A 22203-nucleotide genomic window follows, 5' to 3' on the forward strand; every position below is an offset into this window, starting at 1 on the left:
GGCGCGGCTTACTTGCCGGCCTTGCGCCGCGCGATGTATGCGAGGTAGGCGACGATCTGGTCGAGTTCCCGGTCGCTCAGTTGCTCGGGCGGGAACGCCGGCATCGCGCGGCCCGGCCAGTCGCGCACCGATGCCGGGTTGCGGATGTAGCGGCGCAGCGCGGCCGGCTGGAAGTAGTCGACGGGATTCATCGGTGCGTTCAGGTCGGGGCCGGCCTGGCTGCTGCCCGCGCCGTTGACGCGGTGGCACGCGAGGCATTGCGTGACGAACAGCCGCTGGCCCGCGCGGGCCGGATCGTTCGCCGGTAGCGCCGAATCGACGGCGAGCGACGGCCAGCGCGCGAGCGGCGACGATTCGACCGTGATGCGCACGATCTGATACGGCCACTGCTCGCCGCGCACCGACGACGCGTCCGGCCCGAGCCACACGAGATAAAACGGTCCCGCGCTGACCTGCTTGCCCGGCAGCGTCGGCCACGGGTGCGCGGGATCCTCGATCGCGAGCCACGCGACGGCGCCGGCCGGCGCACGGCGGCGCGCGAGATCCAGCGGCAATTGCGCGGCGAAACCGTCGGCCGCGCGCGTTTCGAGCACGCCGTCGGCGGCTGTCGGCGTGTCGCCGAGCAGCGCGGCGAACGGCACCGCGCGGAACGTCATCGGCCGGCCGTACGCAATGTCGCGCGGCACGCGGATGTCCGTCGCATCGGCGCGCGCGAGCAGCGCCTCGCGCGTCAGGACGCGCGGCGTGCCGTCGGTATCGAGTTCGAGCGCGCCGTGGGCGGACGCGCGCGTGGCGATCAGGCACACCATCAGCAGCAACAGCGAAAACCACCGGCGCTTCAGCATTCGTACTCCGTGGAAGGGGCGTTGCGGCGGCGGCAGGAGAGGCGAGCGCCGCGGCCGAGGGAAGGAATCGGGCGACAGTCTAGCCGGTAAGGGCGGCGCTGGCGACTGCGGCGCGACAGCCGAGGGGCGGGAATCGGACCTGTCGACGGCAGCGTGTCCGGCTACCCGATCGCCGGATGCATGCGCAGGGATCGCGCCGCGCGATTCGCGCAGCGGTGCATCGGGCCGACGTGCCGCAGCACGCGCATCATTACGCGACCAACGGCGTGCCGACGACGCACAAGGAAGCGGCCGACTCAAAAGGCATCGGTGGTTCGCGTCGACCCGGATGATCGACGCGCGTCGCCGTCAATGAGTCGGACACTGCACGTCGGCCTTCGGCAACGGCGTGTCCCGTGCCGAGTCGAAATCGGCTTCGCGCGCACCGGATGGTGTCAGCGACACGAAATGCATCGCCCCGCCGCGTGCGGGGAACCCGGCGATGCCGGTCGAGCCCCACGGAATCGGCGAACGCTGTACGCCGCTCACCGACATGCCCGTTGGCGAAAGCGCCAGCGTCAGCAGCCGCCCGTCGCGGGTCGGCACGTACGCATGCGTGCCGTCGACGCCGATCCCGGATTCCCGCACCGACGCCGGCAGGCAGTCGAGCGTCGCGACGCGCCGGCCGTCCGGGTCGATCAGCATCGCGACGCCGCGATTGTCGGCGGTGGTCGTGACGACGACGAAGCGGTCGACCGCCGGCACATAGGCCGACGAATACACGTAATACTGGATCGCGTCGTTCAGCGCCCCGAGCTTGTCGAGCTTGGCCGTGACGGGGTCGAACATCGCGTATTCGAGCGTCGCGTCCGCGCTGCCTTCGATGTATTTCTGCCAGAGCAGCAGCGCGCGGCGCGGCGAGCCCGCGACCATGGGCCACCACTCGCGACGGCGCGGCGCGACCGGCACATGGTTCAGCACGCGTCCTTCGGCATCGTAGGTTTTCACGTAGACGCCGTTGCCGGTGCCGAGATTGTCGACGCCGCCGCCGTCGATCCAGTCTGCGGAATAGAACACGACGAAGCGCTCGCCCACCGCGGCGACGTGCCCCGAGTGGCCGCCCGATTCGACGTCGTTCGGGTAGGGCTTGACCGGCTTCAGGTCGCGCCGGTAGATGCCGTATCGCTGGCTGACCGTGTCCGGCGTATCCCAGCCATCCTCGAACGTGACGAAGATGTCGCCGCGCGGGTTCTGCGCGATCGATACCGGTTCCTGCGCTTCCGGGCGGCTGATGAACGTATGGACGCGCAGCAGGCCCGGCTTGCCCGGCAGCCATTCGCCGACGTACACGTCATGCGGCCAGTTGCCGTTGCGCAGCGCGCCGCGCGGCGCGATGCCCGAGCTGCTGAAGAACACCCAGCGTCGGCCGTCGCCCGCATCGGCCACGCCGATCCCGTGCATGAAGCGCCGCGCGTCACCGCGTTCCTGCGGCGACGTGGGTGGCTGCACGGTGACCGTATGCACGACCGGTGCGCCCGCGCACGTGTACGACGGCGCCGCGACGGCAACGCACGCGCCGCACAGAGCCGCCGCGACGCGCCACGCGGTGGCACGCCGGGCCGCGCGTGCGCGCAGGGTGAACGCATGCGCCACGTCCGGCCGCTCCCTCATTCGACGGTGACCGATTTCGCGAGGTTGCGCGGCTTGTCGACGTCGGCGCCGCGCGCGCAACCGACGTGATACGCGAGCAGCTGCAACGGAATCACGTTGACGATCGGCGACAACGCATCGCCCGATTCGCGCACGCGGATCAGGTGCGTGTCGCGGTCGGCTTCGATCTCCAGCTGATGCCCCGCGAGCACGTACAGCCGTCCGCCGCGGGCGCGCACTTCGGCCATGTTGGACTTCAGCTTCTGGAACAGACGGTCGTCCGGCGCGATCGTGACGACCGGCATCGCGCTCGTGACGAGCGCGAGCGGGCCATGCTTCAGTTCGCCGGCCGGATAGCCCTCCGCATGGATGTACGACACTTCCTTGAGCTTCAGCGCGCCTTCCAGCGCGATCGGATAGTGAATGCCGCGCCCGAGGAACAGCGCGTTCTCGGTGCGCGCGAACTTCGCGGCCCAGCCCATGATCTGCGTTTCCAGCGCGAGTGCGTGGGCGATGCGCTCCGGCAGTTCGTGCAGCTTCTTCAGGTGCATCGCGACCTGCGCGGCGTCGAGCCGGCCGCGCTGCTGCGCGAGCGTCAGCGTCAGCAGGAACAGCGCGACGAGCTGCGTCGTGAACGCCTTGGTCGACGCGACGCCCAGCTCGATGCCGGCACGCGTCAGGAAGCAGAGCGGCGCGCTGCGCGCGATCGAGCTGGTCGCCACGTTGCAGATCGCCATCGACATGTCCTGGCCCATCTCGCGCGCGCGCTCGAGCGCACCGATCGTGTCGGCGGTCTCGCCGGACTGCGAGATGCCGACGACCAGCGTCCGTGGATCGGGCACGGTATCGCGATAGCGGTATTCGCTCGCGATCTCGACCTGGGCCGGGATGCCCGCGATGCCCTCGAGCCAGTATTTCGCGGTCAGGCCCGCGTAGTAGCTGGTGCCGCAGCCGAGCAGCAGCACGCTGCGGGTCTTCGACAACAACGCACGCGCGCTTGCTTCCCCGCCGAACAGCGCGGGCGAGATCGTGTCGATGCCGTCGATCGTGCTGGCGATCGCCTTCGGCTGCTCGAAGATCTCTTTCTGCATGAAGTGCTGATAGGGCCCAAGCGCGGCGTCGTCGTCGCGCGCCTTGACCTCGCACAGCGGACGCCGGGCTTCGCAACCGACCGAATCGACGACGTCGATGCGCTCCGGCGTGATCAGCGCGACGTCGCCGTCTTCGAGGTAGACGAAGCGGTCGGTCAGGTCGCCGAGCGCCGCGCAGTCGGACGCCAGATAGTTCTGGTCCGCGCCGATGCCGATCACGAGCGGCGAGCCGGCGCGCGCGGCGACGAGCCGCTGCGGTTCGCGCGCGCTCAGCACGGCGATCGCATACGCGCCGTGCAGCCGCTTGACCGCGCGGATCACGGCATCGAACAGGTTGTCGCGATAGACGCTGTGGATCAGGTGCGCGATCACCTCGGTGTCGGTTTCGCCGCGAAACGTATAGCCGCGCTGCCGCAGTTCGGCGCGCAGCGCGTCGTGGTTTTCGATGATCCCGTTGTGCACGACCGCGATCGTGTCGCCCGACATGATCGGGTGCGCGTTGACTTCCGACGGCGCGCCGTGTGTCGCCCAGCGCGTGTGCGCGATGCAGGTCTGCGCTTCGAGACCGAGCGTCAGCACGCGGTGCTGCAGGTCCGCCACGCGCCGCAGCGTGCGTTCGCTGCGCAGGTGGCCGTCGCGCAGCACGGCGATGCCGCACGAATCGTAGCCGCGATATTCGAGCCGGCTCAGCGCATTGACCAGTTGCGGCACCTGATTCTTCAGGCCGCTTGCTCCGACGATTCCGCACATGATTCACCTCGTCTAACAGGGAAGTTGCCGGCTGGCGCGCATGACGCGCGGCAGCACGCTATCAGGAGCGGTGTCGCGCCGCGCGGCATGCGTCGCGCGCGGCGCGGCACGTCTGCCCGGACCTATTCGCGCGGTTGGGCCCCTGCATGCGCGACCCATTCGATGCCCGAGATCGACCCGTTCGCGTCGTGCGACGCGACGAGAATGCGCGTCGTGCGTCGTGCGCCGCGCCGGCGGGCGCCCGCGAACGCGGTCGGCGCGACCGAGCGCACTTTCACGCTGGCCGAGCGCCGCAACATCTTCGACACGCGCCACCGGTACGCGAGCGGATGCACGACGCGCCCCGCGATCAGCCACATGACGATCGTGCCGGCGATCAGCGCGATGCTCGTCACGTAGAACACGATCTGTTCGATCGGCATCTCGGCCTCGTTGAACGGCAGCAGGTAGCGGTAGGTATAGATGCAGATCGATGCCCAGACCCCACCGACCAGCGCGGGCCGCATCAGGCGGAACCACGCGACCAGCACGGGTCCGACGATGCCGCCGCGCTCGGCGATCAGTTCGCGCGGGGCGCGCAGGGAAAGGTCAATAATCGGCGCGTTCTTCATGTTGAATGCCTCGGTCGGGACTGACCCAAACGGCGCGCTTGCCGCGGCCCCGCAGTACGACGGCGGGCAGGGCGACGACGGTGGTGATCATGCTGATCAACCAGAACGCGACGGGGTACCAGATGGTGTCAAGGAAGTACATCAGGAGTTTTTCGTCGTAACGACGATCGATCATGCTGCCGATGATCAGCTGCAGGATGCAGGTCGCCACCAGCAGCATCCCGTGCCAGTGCGGCACCACGGATACATGCCAGCTCGGCGGAAGCGGATAGACGACGTTGATCAGCGCGAGCAGCAGGATGAACGACATCGAGTACGCCCACGCGATGCCGATCAGGTACTCGATGAACAGCGGCCACATCATCATCTGCGTCGGCCGCGCGAGCGTGCCGGCGTACTTCATCAGCACCTGGATGCCGCCCTTCGCCCAGCGCAGCCGCTGCCGGTAGAGCCCCCGGACCGTCTCGGGCATCAGGATCCAGCTGAGCGCATGCGGCTCGTACACGACGCGCCAGTCGCGGCATTGCAGCTTCCAGCTGATGTCGATGTCCTCGGTCAGCATGTCCGAGCTCCAGTAGCCGACATCCGCGAGCGCGGTCTTGCGGAACATCGTGATCACGCCCGACACCGTGAAGATGCGGCCGTACACCTGCTGCGTGCGCTTGATCAGCCCGACGATCGACGAGAATTCGCCGACCTGCATGCGCCCGAGCAGCGACGTGCGCGTGCGGATGCGCGGGTTGCCGGTGACCGCGCCGACGCCCGGATCGGTCAGGAAATGCTCGAGCATCCAGCCGATCGCGTCGTGCGCGAGCAGCGCGTCGCCGTCGATGCAGAGCAGGTATTCGGCGTTCGATACGGCGGCCGCGGTCGTGAGCCCGACCGCCTTGCCCTCGTTGCGCGCGTGATGGATCACGAGCAGCCGCGGGATCTCGACGGCCAGCTCGTTGAGGATCTCGCCGGTGCGGTCCTGGCTGCCGTCGTTGACCGCGATGATGTCGTAGTTCGGGTAGTCCATCGCGTTCAGGTGCCGGATCACGCTGCGCGCGTTCGCCGCTTCGTTGAAGCACGGCACGACGATCGAGATCTTCGGGATGCCGCTCGACGCGATCGTGCGCATCGACAGCTCGCGGCCCTCCTCAAGCAGGAAGTAATGAACGACGCCGCCGATCATCCACAGATACGACATGAAGAACGGATAGTAGAAGACGAAGTCCTGCAAGCGCTGGATGATGCTGTGGGAGTTCATGGCGTCTTGGTTCCGGGCGTGTGCTGCATCTGCATCAGCGCGTTGATCGAGTTCTGGTCGAGGCGGGACTTCAGCGACATCACGTCGCGCATCGCTTCGAGCTGCGGCTGGCCGTTCAGGAAGTTGTCGGGGTAGTAGCCGAAATTCACCGCGCCCTTGCTGCGCAGCCGCCGCATCTGTGCGAGCAGCGTGCTGGCCGGCACGGCCTTGCGCGCGCGCCAGTCGTACGACTGCAGTTCGAACACGGTGCGCTCCAGGCCGCGCGGCTTCGCATGGACGGCCTGCACGAGCTGGTCGAGCCAGCCTTCGGGGTCCTTCGCCTGTTCCATGTACGGCATCGCCATCAGCGCGACGTAGTCGTAGGTCGCGAGGAAATCGTCGTAGTTCTGCGCGTACCACGCTTCCGATTCGGGCTTGAGCACCGGCATCGCGAAGATGTTGCGCGCGGTCAGCACGTCGCCCGCATTCTGGTGGGCGAGCACGATCTGCGAGAGCTGGCGGGTCAGGTCGACCAGGTAGCGCGACTTCTGGCGCGTCCAGCGCTTCATCAGGTCGGGGTTCTCGCGGATCTTCCCGATATCGGCCGGCAGCCCCCACTGCGAATAGGTGCGCAGCGCATGCTTGCCCGCATCCTCGTAGTCGTCGAGCACGGCGTCGTCGCTGAACAGGATGCCGCTGAACGATGCATGCTTGGTGAGATCCTCGTAGATCTGCTGGATCATCAGCCGCGCTTCCGGATCGAACGGGCTCAGCCGGAACACGCGCGTGCCGTTCTCGCGCGCCGGCGCGCCGCCGTAGGCGGTCACGGCCTCGATCCCGCGCTGCTTGTCGGCCGGCGGCCGGAACGCGAGCACCGGCATCCATGCGTACACCTGCACGTTGGCGCGCGTGTTGAGCTGCCACGCGGCGCGCGAGAACAGGTCGGCGCGCATCGGCAGGTGCCGGTTCGGGAAGTACACCGCTTCGGCCACGCCCGTGCCTTTCGGATCCGCATACGCCTGCAGGTACACCGATTTCGGCTGCATCCGGTAGATGCGTTCGATCAGCTTGCCGAGATTCGCTTCCTGCCGTGCGGGGTCCGGATCGTAGACCTGATCGAGATCGACCTGCACGGTGCGCTCGGGCACGTCGACGTCACCGCGGTTGGATGCCGGTTCACGCATCGAGCGCTCGAACCCGCCGATGTCGACGTCGTACATCATCAGGATCCGTCTCAACCGGTCCAGCGGCACGTCCGGCGTGTTCGGACCGGCGTCGAGGCTGAACTGGATGTCCATGCCGAGCGACGTCGATATCTTGCGCACGGGCTGGTTTTCCGCGCCGTATGGCCACACCATCGAGCGTGCGACGATGCCGGTGTGTTCGCGGATCTGCCGCACGCACGTCTGGAGGTCGTTGTGCACGCGCGCTTCGAATTCGGCGTCGGTTTCATAGCGCTTCTGGTCCTGCAGGTAGAGGTGCGAGGTGGTCGCCGGCAACTCGTTGCCTTGCGGATTCGCGATCGCGCCGTGATGGAGGTTGTGGGTGTGGCAGCCGAGCTCGACGAGGTGCGACTGGCCGAGCTTCTTCACCTCGTCCCACGACAGGAAGTAGTCGCGCGGCACCTGCACCTTGTCGCTGATGCGGATCGGCGTATCCGGCGGTGTATCGATCCACGCGGTGACGATGCCCATCACGGCCGGATACTTGAAGCGCTCGAGCAGCGGCAGCACCTTCGTGTAGTGGCTGCGAAAGCCGTCGTCGAACGTGAGCAGCACCGAGCGCGGTGGCAGCGGCTTGCCGCCGTGCCGCGACTCCTCGATCTGCTTGACCGTGATGGTGTGGTAGTTGTTGGTCTGCAGCCACGAGAAGATCGCGGTCAGCGTGCCGGTATCGACGGCGAACGGGTCGACCATCGCCGACGGGGAGGTGAACGACGCCATCAGGTTGTCACGCACGTCATGCAGGCAGATCACGCGAAACGTCTTGCCGTCGGCCGGATCGGACGGCGGCAGCAGGTCGATCATCTTGGCATTGGTCACGCCCGGGAACAGCGAACAGGCGGTAAAGGCGCCCATGCATCCGCACATGAAGGTCCGTCTGGATTGCATCGTACGATCTCCTTGCTAGAACGGCAGGTTGAGCGACAGGAAGCCGGTTTCGGAGCGCTCGCGCTCGCCGTCGTACGCGTGGCTGCTGACCTCGACGCCGTAGCTCAGCGTGATGTCATGCTTGAACGTCCACGCGTGCTCGAGCCGCGCGCTCCATAGCGCACTGGTGCCGAACCCGCGCTCGTTGTAAGCGCCGCCCGACACCGAGATGCGCTGCTGCAGCCCCATGTCGCCCTTCTTCCACAACGTCAGCTGGTGCATCACGGTCGCCGCGGCCGCATAGTCGCGGCCCGGGCTGAAGTACGGTGCGTCCCGGCGCGTGTTGCTGCCGGTGCCGAGATCCAGCGATACGTTGACGAGCTGGTTGGCGGCCGTGTACACGCGCTGCGTGGCGGTCGCCGTGATTTCCTGATGCAGGTTCGAATCGCTGTAGCGGCTCACGCCGTAGCTCAGCTTGACTTCGCGCCGGTCGTTCTGGCGATACACCACCGACACGTTCGCCGAGCGGCCCCAGATGTGCGCGGCATACGCCTTCCACGGCAGCGAGTTGTCGTTGCTGTCGAGCCCGCCGGAGACGGTCCAGTAGTCGTTCAGCGCGTAGGCGATCGACCCGCGGCCGCCGGTTCGGCCGTCCCCGCCGAACGAGCGCGTGACTTCGCCGAGCACCGTCAGCGGCCCGTGCCGGTAGTCGCCGCCGATGCCCGTGCGGGTGCGGCTGAGGCTGCCGTTGTCGGTTTGCGCGTGGCCGAAGAACGTGTGCGAGAACACCCGCCAGTTGTCGCCGAACGGTTGCGAATAGATGTAGCTGTCGGACGTGAAGCTGTTGTCGGCCAGCGCGCTGTTGCCGTGCTCGAAGGTCAGGTCGGTCGTGAATATCGGGCTGCGGTAGGCCTTGTAGTCGCGCTTGAAGCTGCGCACGGCGCCGCTGTCGGGGAACGTGTTGTCGAGGGTCTGGTCGACGCTCTTCGCGGTTGCGTAGTCGTCCGCCGTGAGCGACGCGCGGCCGAGGCCCGCGAGCATCTCGACGCTGTCCGGGTGGTCGGCCAGCGACGCGCGATACATCGAGATCGCCTGGCGCGGATGCGCCTGGCCCGACACCGCGTCGGCGTGCGCGGCACGCACCTCGCCGTTGAACGGCACCTCGTTCTCGAGTTGCTCGAGCGCGGCGATCCCTTCGTCGGCGTGACCCGTGAAGATCAGGTATTGCGCGCGCAGCCGGTAGTAGCGCAGATAGTCGCTTTCGCCCGGGCCGTAGTTGCGCACCTCCGTGGCCGGCGGCAACGACTTGCCCATGTCGTCGAGCACCTGCTTCGCGTCCGCCGCGCGGGCCCGGTCGACGTACGACCAGAACAGCCCTTCGCGCAGCTCGATCGCGCGCGTGCGTGCACCGTACTGGAAGCCGCGGGTTGCTCGGTCCGTCGGCGACGCGGTCGCCTGATTCAGCGCACGCTGGTAGACGGCATTCGCCTTGCCCGGTTCGCTCAGGTACAGGTACGCGTCGCCGACGGCCGCCAGCGCGTCGATCGAGATCTCCGCGTCGGGCGGGATCGTCTCGAACGTCTTGACGGCCTTCGTCATGTCGCCGCGTGCCGCGAGGGCGATCGTGCGGTCGCCCGCGAGCGCCGTCCTGACGGGCGTGTACTCGGGGGTGGCCGGCATCCGCTGGTCGAGGTCGTCGGCTGCGCGCAGCGCGTTGTCGAGGCCGTCGAAGCGGTCCGAACTCGTCATCGCGCGCGACTTGTCGCGTCCGCCGCGCACCTGCTGGCGAATCGACAGTTCTTCCAGTTGCGCGATGTCGACGGCGGAGAACGCATCGGGTCGCATTTTCGCTTCGTCGATCGCCTTGACCGCGCCGCCGCTCGTCGCGAGGCCGAACACGTCCTTGCGCACGGTCTCGACGTCGGCGGTACGGAGATCCGGCGCCTCGGCGTTCGGCGTTTCGACGTCAGGGCCTTGCGAGCGTTGCATGGATTCGCCGGGTAGCTGGGCGCCGGGTGTCTGTGAACTCGGCCCTTGGGACGACGGCGATTGCGCACCCGGCATCTGCGTCACGGGGGCGGGTGAGTTCGGCATCGGCGTGCCGGATGCCTGAGCGGTTTGCGTCGGTGAATTCGGTGGCGTGGTGGTGGCTGGTGCGGGCTGCGGCGGGGGAGCCGGGGGTTGCGCGCTCGGGGCCGGTGCCGACGCGGTGGATGCGGAGGGTTCAGATGTCGCGGCGGTAGGCGCTGGCGTATCGGGCGGTTGGGTGCCGGTGGCCTGTGCAGGCGGCATCGGTGTGTCCTGCGTCTGTGCGATCGGTGCAGGTGTATTCGGCGGGGCGGTGTCGGACGCCTGCGTCAGTTGCACCGGCGCATCCTGCGTCTGCGCGACCGGTGCCGGCGTGTTCGCAGGTGTGGTGTCGGACGCCTGCGCTAGTTGCACTGGCGCGTCCTGCGTCTGTGCGATCGGTGCAGGTGTATTCGGCGGTGAGGTGTCGGACGCCTGCGTCAGCTGCATCGGCGCGTCGTGCACCTGCGCGACCGGTGCAGGCGTATTCGGCGGTGCGGTGTCGGATGCTTGCGCCGGTTGCATAGGCGCGTCTAGCGTCTGCGCGACCGGTGCCACCGTGTTGGCAGGTGCGCTGTCGGACGCCTCCGCCAGTTGCCTCGGCCCGTCGGGCGTCGGCGCGACAGGTGTCGGCGGATCGGGGGGCTGCGCGCCAGGCGCCGGCTCGCCCGATTGCGGCGCTTCCGGCTCCACCACCACCGTGATCGGCATAGGCGATGCCTGAGCGATCTGCAGCGATGCGTCGGACGCCAGCGCGATCGGCGTCGGCGCATGAGGAGGCAGCGTGCCCGCCCCCTGGGCGGCCTGCATCGGCGCCCCCGTCCGTTGCAGATCGGGCGGCAGTGCATCCCGCGCGCCGTGGGTCCTGGCGATTTCGCGCGCGCTACCCGGTTCCGCGTCGCCTTCGGCGGCAAAGCAGGGGCCGGACGCGACGAGCAGCAACAGCAATGGCGCATGCAGGAGGATCCGCCGGTTGGACGGAGCGACGGTGGTGCATTGTTCTTTACGATCGTTGGCCACGGTATGTCCTCACTTCTTATTGATCACATCGGTTGCATGCCCGACGACGCTCGTCGCCAGCCATCACGCTGCCGGGTGGCGAGACCCGGCAGCGTGATGGCTGGCTCACAGGCGGTTACGGATCGCTTGTCCAAGCAGCGCGCGCGATTCGCTGTTCTTCGGGTCGATCGCGAGTGCCCGGCTCGCGTTTTGCTCCACGCAGTTCCATTGATCCATCTGTGCGCACGAGCGCGCCTTCGCCAGCGCGCGGGCGCCTTCCACCTCGGCGCGCGTCACGCTCGCGGCCTGCATGTGCGCCGAGTCCGCTGTATACGAATGCGGCTGCACGCGCGGCTCGGGGTCGGTGGATTTTTTCGTGCGCGCCAGCGTCTGCGAACGTGACGTCCGGTGCGCTTCGGATGAGCGCGTGGTGCGCGCGCCGGCGGATGCGGCGGACGCGTTGGCCGCGAGCGTCGTGGATGACCCATGCGCGCGGCGCGCATGTTTCGCGTGGGAACGGGCCGCCATTGGCGGCGGCACGGTGGGTCCGGCCGCCGCCGACATCACGGGCGCGGCCTCCGCCGCCGACGATTTACCCGCCGCGGCCTGTGCGACGGTCGATGCGGCCCCGGCGGACGCGGAGGGGCCGGACGCGTTGTCCGTTACGGCCACGATGGCGTCGCGAGACTTCTGGACGGCGGTGCCGACCATGCCTGCGATGTCGTGCGTCACGGTCGTGTGGGCTGCGTTGCCCATCCCCACGTCGCGCTCGACATACGCGAACGCACCGAAGATCGCGGCAAACGCGACGATGCTGAGGGCCGCACTCTTGCCCGGGCCCCAGGAGGGTTTCGGCTGACGGACCGGCGCGTCGTCCGGTCGCTCTGCGCGAGTCATTCCATGCTCCTCGTTTCGGTGGATAGCGGTGGATCGCGGTGAATGGCGCGATCGTGCGGTGTCGGCACGCGGATTCGGCCGGCGCTCACCATTTCAACTGCGTGGTGAGCGCGCCCGTTTCGACGATCGCGAACTGCGTCGCTCCCTGATAGGTGCCTTCGACCCGGTAACTGGCCTCGGGCACGCTGAACAGACAGCGCGGCCCCGTGGCCTTGAATTCCAGCAGCACGCGGCCGTGTCGCCGCAGTCGGACCTGCACGTTGGATAGCGGCTGACCGGTGCTGCCTGCGACAAACGACACACCGAGGTTGTACGGACGGCCGTCGGGGGGAAGCGGCGCCGTACCGTCGATTCGTGCATCACCGCAGATGTACGAAATCACGTATCGCTCCGGGCCTGAGCCGGACGCGGGCATCTCGGTTTGGGTTTGGGTCTGGCCCTGGGCCACGGCATCGACGCAGAGCGCGAATACGACGACGAGGCCGAGCAACGGCCGAGCATGCTGTTTAAACGACGAGGAAGACATTGCCACCTCCATCCGGAATCAATGACAACGCATTTATTCCGAGTCGAAATTATATGCGTGCTTTTACGACATGCTATTGATACACGATGGGTTTTCAACAAACAATTGTGTGTAGCCCGCACGACACGCCGTTTAAAATGTCTTATTTAAATAGGATTGGCATTTATTCGACGAATCTTTAAAATCGTAATAAAGTAGATGTTGCCGGACATGAAATTTGCTCGGCGGTAGCGATGACCCATACGGAAACTTACGACATAAGAGGTACCGGAATTTGTACCGAAAAATAACGACTGATAAAAGAACGTTTTGCCTCTGTATTCGAGGCATTTCCATGACATCGGTGCAAATGGCGTGAAAATAGAAAAAGAGGGTGCGACGGTTTTGGCATGAATCGTCGTTCCATGCAAATCGAAACTTTTATTGTGATCTGTAACAGGGTATTTCCGCTGTTGAAACCGGAAAGTTATTCGGGATCAGGTATTTCTGATAGAAAGCAATACAGCCCGGACTCGCAAACGTTTGGCTATTTAACTCGCTTGATCAAGCGTGCGATATTCGCATCGACACTCCGTGCAGGAGCGGAAAATGCGGGCGGCCGACGCCGTTGGGATGACGGCGCGACGCGCGGTTATCCGCGCATCGTGCGCCGATGAGTGACGGGGAAGGACGTTATCGGCTGCCGCCGACGCTGCGGCGCGCGATGCGCACGGCGGGTGCTGCCGGCTCGGCCGCGATCGGGCCGTCGGCCGCGGTGCGCGGCCGGTTCATGATGTAGGTCCACAGCTGTTCGGCCGCGAGCCCGCGCTTGCGCGCGGACCGGTACAGGCGGATCTCGAGCTCGGTGATCCAGTCCGCCGAGCCCGCCCGCACGAGCGAGCCTTCCGCGAGTTCCTTCGCCACGCAGCTTTCCGGCAGCCAGCCGATCCCGTGCCCGGCCACGACCATGCCCTTGAGCGCCTCGGACATGTGCGTCTCGAAGCAGCGGTGCAGCGCATACGATTCTGACGCGTTCAGCAGCAGCATCTCGACCACGTTCCCGAGGAACGCGCCCGACGAATACGCGAGCAGCGGCAGCGGCGCGTCCGGCGTGCCCGGCAGTTCGAATACCGGCCGGCCGTGCGCGTCGGGCGTCGACACCGGCAGGATCCGCTCGACGCCGAGCGTGACGAACGGGAAGTGGTTCGGATCGAGCACGATCGGCAGTTGCGGATGGTGATAGCCGAGCAGCAGGTCGCATTCACCTTCGACCAGTTGCTGCACGCCTTCCGGCACGTTCACCGCATTGACGCGCGCGGTCACGTGGCCGACTTCGCCGTTCAACTGCTTGAGCCATTCGGGGAACAGCGTGAACACGAGCGTATGCGCGACCGCGAAGCGCACGACCTGGTCGCTGGCCGCGAACTGGTCGTAGCCGTTCACGAGGTTGCGCGCCGCATACATGCTGCGCAGGATGTCCGCGGCCAGCCCGCGGAACATCTGCCCGGCCGGCGTCAGCGTGATGGGGTTGATGCTGCGGTCGACCAGCTTCGCGTCCATCCACGTTTCGAGCGCGGCGATTCGTCTGCTGAACGCCGACTGCGTGAGGTGCCGATGACGCGCGGCCCGGGAAAAGCTCTTGGTATCCGCAAGGCTCAGGAAATCTTCCAGCCACTTCGCTTCCATTTCGATCTTCGCTTGTTATGGTCGGGCGCCTACAGGGGCGGCGGCGCCGTTTCGCTGCACGAACCTTCTAGCCTACCGCGCCTCGCGCGCCGGCAGCCGATGTTTTTTTCGATCGGTGTCAGTCGAAATATGCATGAGCATTGTCGGCGGCATTACGGCTGCATAAGTTTGAGGCGCCGGACCCGGCTAACCAGTTAGTTCACCGCGTCGAACGCTGGTGCGGCCGCAGACGGTACTTCCCCAGGGCCGGTCTGCGCAGGTTGCGTGGCCGGCCCGCTTTCCCGCGAGCGGTTGCGCCGCGCCATCCTGCTCGGCGAACAGGGGCGGGAATCGAGGCGCCCAAGGCCATGGCGAGCGGTGCGGGGCACCATTCACCACGACGGGCACAACCGGCACGGGCGCCCATTTGGTGCAGTGCAGATTGCGCATTCATGACACGCGGGGGAACTATGTTCGACTGGCGCGCGCGATCGCGGCGCGTCGATGCGGCGGAGAGAGCCGTCGCTGCACCGTCGTGGTGCGTCATGGCGCACGAGCGTGCGCGCGGCGGCGCCAAAAGGGGGGAATCGAGCGGATAGCGCAAGGCACGTTCCTTGCAAAGAAGTGAGTACGCCGGTCCGGCATGCGCAATGCCGGGGAGAACGATGGAGAACAATTCGATGAAACCGTTCGATGAAATGCTGCAATCCGGCGACATGGTGAGAGCGCCTTACGCGCGCCTCAAGCAGTGGCTCGACACGCAGAACCCAGCAAGCCTCGCCCAGAAGGCCCACGACGCCGAAGGCGTGTTCCGCAGGACGGGCATCACGTTCGCCGTGTACGGCGACGCGCAGGCCGCCGAGCGGCTGATCCCGTTCGACATCGTGCCGCGCATCATCTCGGGCGCGGAATGGAGCCGCCTGTCGCTCGGCATCGAGCAGCGCGTGATGGCGCTCAACGCGTTCCTCGACGACATCTACCACCGCCAGGAAATCGTCCGCGCGGGCATCGTGCCGAAGCACCTGATCGCGCACAACGAGGCGTTCATCCCGGAGATGATCGATTTCCGGCCGCCCGGGAACGTTTACACGCACATCATCGGCGTCGACATCGTGCGCACCAGCGAGAACGAATTCTATGTGCTGGAGGACAACGCGCGCACGCCGTCGGGCGTGTCGTACATGCTGGAAAACCGCGAAACGATGATGCAGCTCTTTCCGGAGCTGTTCCAGCAGGTCAAGGTGCGCCCCGTCGAGACCTATCCGCAGATGCTGCGGCAGTCGCTCGCGGCCGTGTGCCCGCCGGGCGGCAACGCCGACAACCCGACCATCGCCGTGCTCACGCCCGGCATCCACAATTCCGCGTACTACGAACATTCGTTCCTCGCCGACCAGATGGGCGTGCACCTCGTCGAGGGCAGCGACCTGCAGGTGGTCGACGGCCGCGTCGCGATGCGCACGACCGAAGGCTTCCGGCAGATCGACGTGCTGTACCGCCGCGTCGACGACGCGTTCCTCGATCCGCTCACGTTCCGCCCCGACTCGGTGCTCGGCGTGGCCGGGATCATGGATGTCTACCGCGCCGGCAACATCACGATCGCGAACGCGCCGGGCACCGGCATCGCCGACGACAAGGCGATCTATTCGTACATGCCGGAGATCGTCGAGTTCTACACCGGCCGCAAGGCGTTGCTGGAGAACGTGCCGACCTGGCGCTGCGGCGAGGCCGACAGCCTGAAATACGTGCTCGATCATCTCGACGAACTGGTCGTGAAGGAAGTGCACGGCTCGGGCGGCTACGGGATGCTGGTGGGGCCGTGCGCGTCGAAGGCCGAACTCGAGGCGTTCGCCGCGAAGCTGCGCGCGCGGCCCGCGAACTACATCGCGCAACCCACGCTGGCGTTGTCCACGACGCCGATCCTGACCGAGGCCGGCCTCGCGCCGCGCCACGTCGATCTGCGGCCGTTCGTGCTGGTGTCGGACCGGATCCGCATCACGCCGGGCGGGCTCACGCGCGTCGCGCTGCAGGAAGGATCGCTTGTCGTCAACTCGAGCCAGGGCGGCGGCACCAAGGACACCTGGGTGCTGGCCGACTGAGCCGGGCACGACCGCGCGCGCCGCAGCCGGCGCGCGAACCGAACGAAGACGGAGTGGACACGAGATGCTTCTGGGACGAACTGCGAGCGGGCTCTACTGGATGTACCGCTATATCGAACGCGCGGAGAACATCGCGCGCATCGTCGATGCCGGGCTGCGGATGGCGCTCACGCGCACGGCCGACGCGCCGGCCGAATGGTCGTCGGTGCTGGTCAGCTCGGGCGCGGACGATGGCTATCGTCAGAAGTACGACGCCTATGCCGCCGATACCGTGACCGACTACCTGCTGCGCGATCGCGACAACCCGTCGAGCGTGCTGTCGTGCATCGAGGCCGCGCGCTCGAACGCGCGGATGGTGCGCACGGCGCTCACGCGCGAGGCGTGGGAGAGCGTGAACGGCGCGTGGCTCGCGCTGCGCCGCGCGCTCGCGGAGCCGGTGCCGGAGAGCGGGCTGCCGGCGGTGCTCGACGAAGTGAAGCGAGAAACCGCGCTGATCCTCGGCAGCTTCTACAGCACGATGCTGCGCAACGAGATCTTCGATTTCGCGCAGATCGGCGCGTTCGTCGAGCGCGCGGACAACACCGCGCGGATCATCGACGTGAAATATCACCTGCTGCTGCCGTCGGTGTCGCACGTCGGCACGATCCTCGACAACTACCAGTGGGAGACGATCCTGCGCTGCGTGGCCGCGCATCGTTCGTACCGCTGGGTGTACGACGTGCAGTACAAGCCGATGAACATCGCCGACTACCTGATCCTGAACGGCCGCATGCCGCGTTCGCTGCGCTATTGCTACGGGCGCGTCGTATCGAGCCTGAACCTGCTCGCGAAGGATTACGGCGTGACACACCCGTGTCACGACACGGCCGCGAAGATCCTGCAGATGCTGTCCGACACCTCGGTCGAGCGGATCTTCAAGAGCGGCCTGCACGAGTTCCTGACCGACTTCATCGGCCGCAACAACAGCCTCGGCGCCGATATCGCCCAGGCCTACAACTTCGACTGAGACTTGCCATGCGACTCGCCATCCGACACATCTCGCGTTATCAGTTCGACGATCAAGCCACCCACGCGCTGCAACGGCTGCGGCTGCGCCCGCAATCGGGGCCCGGGCAGACGGTGCGCGCGTGGCAGGTCACGATCGACGGCGTCGAGCCGACGCTGTCCTATGCGGACGGCTTCGGCAACCGGATCGATCTCGTGCGCCACGACCCGGGCGCGCGGAACGAGATCGTCGTGGTCGCGGCCGGCGTCGTCGAGACGCAGGACCGTGCGGGCATTCTCGGCAACTCCGAGGGCTATGCGCCGCCGTGGATCTTCGAGCGCGAGACCGCGCTCACGAAGGCCGGCGACACCGTGCGCGAGCTCGCGCAGGCGCTGCCGATCGAGCCGCACAGCCTCGATGCGCTGCACTGGCTGATGACGGAAGTGCACGATCGCATCGCGTACGCGCCGACCCTGGCCGACGCGCCGGTCGACGCCGAAACCGCGCTGCAAAACGGCGAGGGCACGAGCCGCGACCATGCGCATGCGTTCATCGCGGCCGCGCGCGTGCTGAAGATCCCCGCGCGCTACATTTCGGGCTACGTGCTCGCCGACAGCGCGATGCAGCGCATCGCCGACTCGAAGCAGAGCGTGAGCGACGAGAACCAGGAGGAAGCGCTCGCGCTGCAGAGCGGCGAGGGCATGGAGCAGGCGCTCGGCGCGTCGCATGCCGCGCAGTCGCAATCCCAGTCGCAGTCGCAATCACAGTCGCAGGGGCTGCAGCAGCCGGCGCTCGGCGCGCAGCCGCAAGCGGCCGCGCTGATGCAGCAGCCGGCAGGCCACGCGTGGGCCGAGGCCTATGTCGAAGGGCTCGGCTGGGTCGGCTTCGATCCGTTCATGAACCGCTGCCCGGACGAGCGCTACGTGCGCATCGCGGTCGGCCTCGACCATCGCGACGCGCAGCCGGTGACAGGAGTGGGCGCGCGCGCCGTCGGCGTCGAGATCAGCGTCGTTCAGTCGCCGGAACTGGTCTGACGCGCCCCTTCGCCGAATTCGCCGTGCCGTGCCGCCGCAGCGACGGCGACGCGGCGCGCGCGGCCGGCCCAACCCGAACCGAGCGGCTCCCCCATGCCCATCCACGTCGCGCTGCATCACACCACCCGCTACCGTTACGACCGGCCCGTCAACCTCGGGCCGCAGATCGTGCGGCTGCGGCCCGCGCCGCACTGCCGGACGCCGATCATCGCGTATTCGATGACGGTCGAGCCTTCCGAGCATTTCATCAACTGGCAGCAGGACCCGTTTTCGAACTATCTCGCGCGGCTCGTGTTTCCGGAGCGCACCGAGCACTTCGAGATCACCATCGATCTCGTCGCCGAAATGTCGGTGTACAACCCGTTCGACTTCTTTCTCGAAGCGAGCGCGGAGCAATACCCGTTCAGCTATGACGATGCGCTGAAGACCGAACTCGCGCCGTACCTCGCGTGCGATTCGGCGACGAGCGACGCACCGCGGTTCCGCGCGTATCTCGACAGCGTCGACCGCACGCCGGCCGGCACGACGAACTTCCTCGTCGCGCTGAACCAGCAGCTGCAGCGCGACATCGGCTATCTCGTGCGCCTGGAGCCGGGCGTGCAGACGCCCGAGCAGACGCTCGAACTCGCGTCCGGGTCGTGCCGCGACAGCGCATGGCTGCTCGTGCAGCTGTGCCGGCATCTCGGCATCGCCGCGCGCTTCGCGTCCGGCTACCTGATCCAGCTCACGCCCGACGTGAAGGCGCTCGACGGCCCGAGCGGCACGTCGGTCGACTTCACCGACCTGCACGCGTGGTGCGAGGTCTATCTGCCGGGCGCCGGCTGGATCGGCTTCGATCCGACGTCGGGCCTGCTCGCCGGCGAAGGGCATATTCCGCTCGCATGCACGCCGCAGCCGACCAGCGCCGCACCGGTCGAAGGGCTGATCGACGAATGCGAGGTGTCGTTCGAGCACGAGATGGCGGTGACGCGCGTGTACGAATCGCCGCGCGTGACGAAGCCGTATACCGAGTCGCAATGGGAGGCCGTGCGCACGCTCGGCACGCAGGTCGACGGCGCGCTGACGGCCGGCGACGTGCGGCTGACGCAAGGCGGCGAGCCGACCTTCGTGTCGATCGACGATCGCGACGGCGCCGAGTGGAACACCGATGCGCTCGGCCCGACCAAGCGCGGCTACGCAACCGAACTCGTGCAGCGGCTGCGCGCCGAATACGGCGAAGGCGGCTTCCTGCATTTCGGGCAGGGCAAGTGGTATCCGGGCGAGCAGTTGCCGCGCTGGGCGCTGTCGATCTTCTGGCGGGCCGACGGTCAGCCCGTGTGGCAGGATCCGTCGCTGTTCGCCGACGAGCGCGAGCCGTCCGCGCTGACGACCGACGATGCGAAGCGCTTCATCGACGCGCTGGCCGCGCGCCTCGGCTTGACCCACGAATTCGTGCAGCCCGGCTACGAGGACGTCTGGTACTACCTGTGGCGCGAGCGCCGGCTGCCCGTCAACGTCGATCCGTTCGATTCGCGCCTCGACGACGAGCTCGAACGCGCGCGGCTGCGCAAGGTGTTCGACCAGAAGCTCGACAGCGTGGTCGGCTACGTGCTGCCGCTCAAGTGTGCGGATGATGAGTCGGGGAGCGATCGGTCGAGTCTCGACGGTCCGCGCTGGCAGACGGGCCCGTGGTTCTTCCGCGACGAGCGGATGTATCTCGTGCCCGGCGACTCGCCGATGGGTTACCGGCTGCCGCTCGATTCGCTGCCGTGGGTCACCGGCGCCGATTATCCGTACCTGGTCGAACGCGATCCGTTCGCGCCGCGCGCCGCGCTGCCGGAAGCCGCCGCGTTCCGTGCGCGTCACGTGGGCGCGGCCGACGCGCCGCGTTATCTCACCGGCGCGCATCGCGAAGCGCCCACGCAAACGGTCATGCAGTGGCGCGGCGACGGCACCGACGCAGCCGGACGGCACGCGCCCGGCCAGCAGGACCCGCAGCGCCGCCCCGAGCGCTTCGAATCCGCCGGGTGGATCACGCGCAGCGCGCTGTGCGCCGAAGTGCGCAAAGGCATCCTGTACGTGTTCATGCCGCCGCTCGCCGCGCTCGAGGATTATCTCGACCTGCTCGCGGCGATCGAGCTGACCGCGCACGCAATCGGCGTGAAGCTCGTGCTCGAAGGCTATCCGCCGCCGCGTGATGCGCGGCTCAAGCTGCTGCAGGTCACGCCCGATCCCGGCGTGATCGAGGTGAACATCCATCCGGCCCGGAGCTTCGACGAACTCGTCGAGCAGACCGAATTCCTGTATGACGCCGCGTGGCAGTCGCGCCTGTCCAGCGAGAAGTTCATGGTCGACGGGCGGCACGTCGGCACGGGCGGCGGCAACCACTTCGTGCTCGGCGGCGCGACGCCGGCCGACAGCCCGTTCCTGCGCCGCCCGGACCTGCTCGCGAGCCTGATCGCTTACTGGCACAACCATCCGTCGCTGTCGTACCTGTTCTCGGGGCTGTTCATCGGCCCGACGAGCCAGGCGCCGCGCGTCGACGAGGCGCGCAACGACCAGCTCTACGAGCTCGACATCGCGTTCGCGGAAATCCAGCGCAACAAGCTGCTGTACGGGCAGGACATGCCGCCGTGGCTCGTCGACCGCGTGCTGCGCAACCTGCTGATCGACGTGACCGGCAACACGCACCGCAGCGAGTTCTGCATCGACAAGCTGTATTCGCCCGATTCGTCGACCGGCCGGCTCGGCCTGCTCGAACTGCGCGCGTTCGAGATGCCGCCGCATGCGCGGATGAGCATCGTGCAGCAACTGCTGCTGCGCGCGCTGGTCGCGCGTTTCTGGGCCGCGCCGTACACGACGCCGCTCACGCGCTGGGGCACTGCGCTGCACGATCGCTTCATGTTGCCCGCGTTCCTGAAAATGGATTTCGACGACGTGCTGGCCGAGCTGCGCGACGCCGGCTTCGGGTTCGATCCGGCTTGGTTCGCGCCGCACTTCGAGTTCCGCTTCCCGCTGTTCGGCCAGATCGCGGTGAACGGGATGGAACTGTCGCTGCGCGGCGCGCTGGAGCCGTGGCACGTAATGGGCGAGGAGGGCGCGCCCGGCGGCACGGTGCGCTACGTCGATTCGTCGGTCGAACGGCTCGAGGTGCGCGTGACGGGGCTGAACGACAACCGCCACGTCGTGACCGTCAACGGCCGCCCGCTGCCGCTGCAGCCGACCGGCACCGTCGGCGAATATGTCGCGGGCGTGCGCTACAAGGCGTGGGCGCCGCCGTCGGCGCTGCATCCGACCATCGGCGTGCACGCGCCGCTCACGTTCGACATCGTCGACACGTGGCTGCAGCGCTCGCTCGGCGGCTGCCGGTATCACGTCACGCATCCGGGCGGGCGCAACTATGCGACGTTCCCGGTCAATGCGTACGAGGCCGAAAGCCGCCGGCTCACGCGTTTCGTCGAGATGGGACACACGCCGGGACGGATGACGGCATCGGCCGCCGCGCCGAGCCGCGAATTCCCGTTCACGCTCGACTTGCGGCGGCCCTGAGCGCCGGATGAACGGACGGACGACGATGCGCGGTTCGCGACCTCCCGGTGCGCCGGCCGGAGTGCTAGGATGCGGGCAGGCCGCGGCTGCCCGCCGCGTCCGCCGTGCCCGCCCGCCGCTGCGGCGGCGCGCGGGCACGGCCGCACCCTGACGACGGAACGATACCGACCGTGCCGCTCATTC

The 22203-nt window shown here is 67.4% G+C and carries 15 protein-coding genes; 5 read left to right on the forward strand and 10 right to left on the reverse strand.

Features of this window, described 5'->3' with window-relative positions; translation table 11 throughout:
* Nucleotides 1–8 precede the first annotated feature (8 nt).
* The 9 genes from ACP26O_RS27060 to ACP26O_RS27100 all read right to left on the reverse strand — a co-directional run bounded on the left by ACP26O_RS27060 (nucleotide 9) and on the right by ACP26O_RS27100 (nucleotide 12733).
* A complete protein-coding gene (locus tag ACP26O_RS27060; protein WP_175662957.1) occupies nucleotides 9–845 on the reverse strand; it encodes a c-type cytochrome in 837 nt (278 codons plus the stop codon).
* 348 nt (nucleotides 846–1193) lie between these two features.
* Nucleotides 1194–2495 (reverse strand): hypothetical protein, encoded by a 1302-nt coding sequence (locus ACP26O_RS27065; RefSeq protein WP_175662956.1) that lies wholly within the window; start codon nucleotides 2493–2495, stop codon nucleotides 1194–1196.
* Complete coding sequence (gene glmS, locus ACP26O_RS27070; RefSeq protein ID WP_175662955.1) at nucleotides 2492–4315, reverse strand: glutamine--fructose-6-phosphate transaminase (isomerizing); 1824 nt, start codon at nucleotides 4313–4315, stop codon at nucleotides 2492–2494. The genes ACP26O_RS27065 and glmS overlap by 4 nt, the downstream gene beginning before the upstream one ends.
* Nucleotides 4316–4437: 122 nt before the next feature.
* Complete coding sequence (locus ACP26O_RS27075; protein WP_011658536.1) at nucleotides 4438–4926, reverse strand: hypothetical protein; 489 nt, start codon at nucleotides 4924–4926, stop codon at nucleotides 4438–4440.
* Nucleotides 4904–6175, reverse strand: a complete 1272-nt coding sequence (pgaC, locus tag ACP26O_RS27080) for a poly-beta-1,6-N-acetyl-D-glucosamine synthase (protein WP_175659438.1) — start codon at nucleotides 6173–6175, stop codon at nucleotides 4904–4906. Before pgaC ends, ACP26O_RS27075 begins: the two co-directional genes overlap by 23 nt.
* Complete coding sequence (gene pgaB, locus ACP26O_RS27085; RefSeq protein ID WP_175662954.1) at nucleotides 6172–8265, reverse strand: poly-beta-1,6-N-acetyl-D-glucosamine N-deacetylase PgaB; 2094 nt, start codon at nucleotides 8263–8265, stop codon at nucleotides 6172–6174. Before pgaB ends, pgaC begins: the two co-directional genes overlap by 4 nt.
* Before the next feature lie 15 nt (nucleotides 8266–8280).
* On the reverse strand, nucleotides 8281–11331 hold the full coding sequence (pgaA, locus tag ACP26O_RS27090) for a poly-beta-1,6 N-acetyl-D-glucosamine export porin PgaA (protein WP_175662953.1): 3051 nt from the start codon (nucleotides 11329–11331) through the stop codon (nucleotides 8281–8283).
* Between the two features lie 105 nt (nucleotides 11332–11436).
* Nucleotides 11437–12207, reverse strand: coding sequence for a hypothetical protein (locus ACP26O_RS27095; RefSeq protein WP_175662952.1), 771 nt, complete (start codon nucleotides 12205–12207; stop codon nucleotides 11437–11439).
* 85 nt (nucleotides 12208–12292) lie between these two features.
* A complete protein-coding gene (locus ACP26O_RS27100; RefSeq protein WP_175659434.1) occupies nucleotides 12293–12733 on the reverse strand; it encodes a hypothetical protein in 441 nt (146 codons plus the stop codon).
* A 404-nt stretch (nucleotides 12734–13137) separates the two neighbouring features.
* Here ACP26O_RS27100 and ACP26O_RS27105 point away from each other — a divergent pair, with 404 nt between their 5' ends.
* The gene (locus ACP26O_RS27105; RefSeq protein WP_175662951.1) at nucleotides 13138–13389 is read left to right on the forward strand and encodes a hypothetical protein; all 252 of its coding nucleotides are present in this window, start codon (nucleotides 13138–13140) and stop codon (nucleotides 13387–13389) included.
* Nucleotides 13390–13405: 16 nt separating this feature from the next.
* On the opposite strand, the gene ACP26O_RS27110 is transcribed toward ACP26O_RS27105, so the two are convergent.
* Nucleotides 13406–14398, reverse strand: a complete 993-nt coding sequence (locus ACP26O_RS27110; protein WP_165752895.1) for a LysR substrate-binding domain-containing protein — start codon at nucleotides 14396–14398, stop codon at nucleotides 13406–13408.
* Nucleotides 14399–15057: 659 nt separating this feature from the next.
* On the opposite strand from ACP26O_RS27110, the gene ACP26O_RS27115 reads away from it, so the two are divergent.
* From ACP26O_RS27115 to ACP26O_RS27130, 4 genes are all read left to right on the forward strand, one after another.
* A complete protein-coding gene (locus ACP26O_RS27115) occupies nucleotides 15058–16473 on the forward strand; it encodes a circularly permuted type 2 ATP-grasp protein (protein ID WP_175654974.1) in 1416 nt (471 codons plus the stop codon).
* A gap of 64 nt (nucleotides 16474–16537) precedes the next feature.
* Nucleotides 16538–17479, forward strand: a complete 942-nt coding sequence (locus ACP26O_RS27120; protein WP_011658544.1) for an alpha-E domain-containing protein — start codon at nucleotides 16538–16540, stop codon at nucleotides 17477–17479.
* An 8-nt stretch (nucleotides 17480–17487) separates the two neighbouring features.
* On the forward strand, nucleotides 17488–18492 hold the full coding sequence (locus ACP26O_RS27125) for a transglutaminase family protein (RefSeq protein WP_175662950.1): 1005 nt from the start codon (nucleotides 17488–17490) through the stop codon (nucleotides 18490–18492).
* 93 nt (nucleotides 18493–18585) lie between these two features.
* Nucleotides 18586–22020, forward strand: coding sequence for a DUF2126 domain-containing protein (locus ACP26O_RS27130; RefSeq protein ID WP_175662949.1), 3435 nt, complete (start codon nucleotides 18586–18588; stop codon nucleotides 22018–22020).
* Nucleotides 22021–22203: the final 183 nt, after the last annotated feature.

Source organism: Burkholderia sp. R-40 (genome assembly GCF_049942845.1).
Taxonomy (GTDB): domain Bacteria; phylum Pseudomonadota; class Gammaproteobacteria; order Burkholderiales; family Burkholderiaceae; genus Burkholderia; species Burkholderia ambifaria.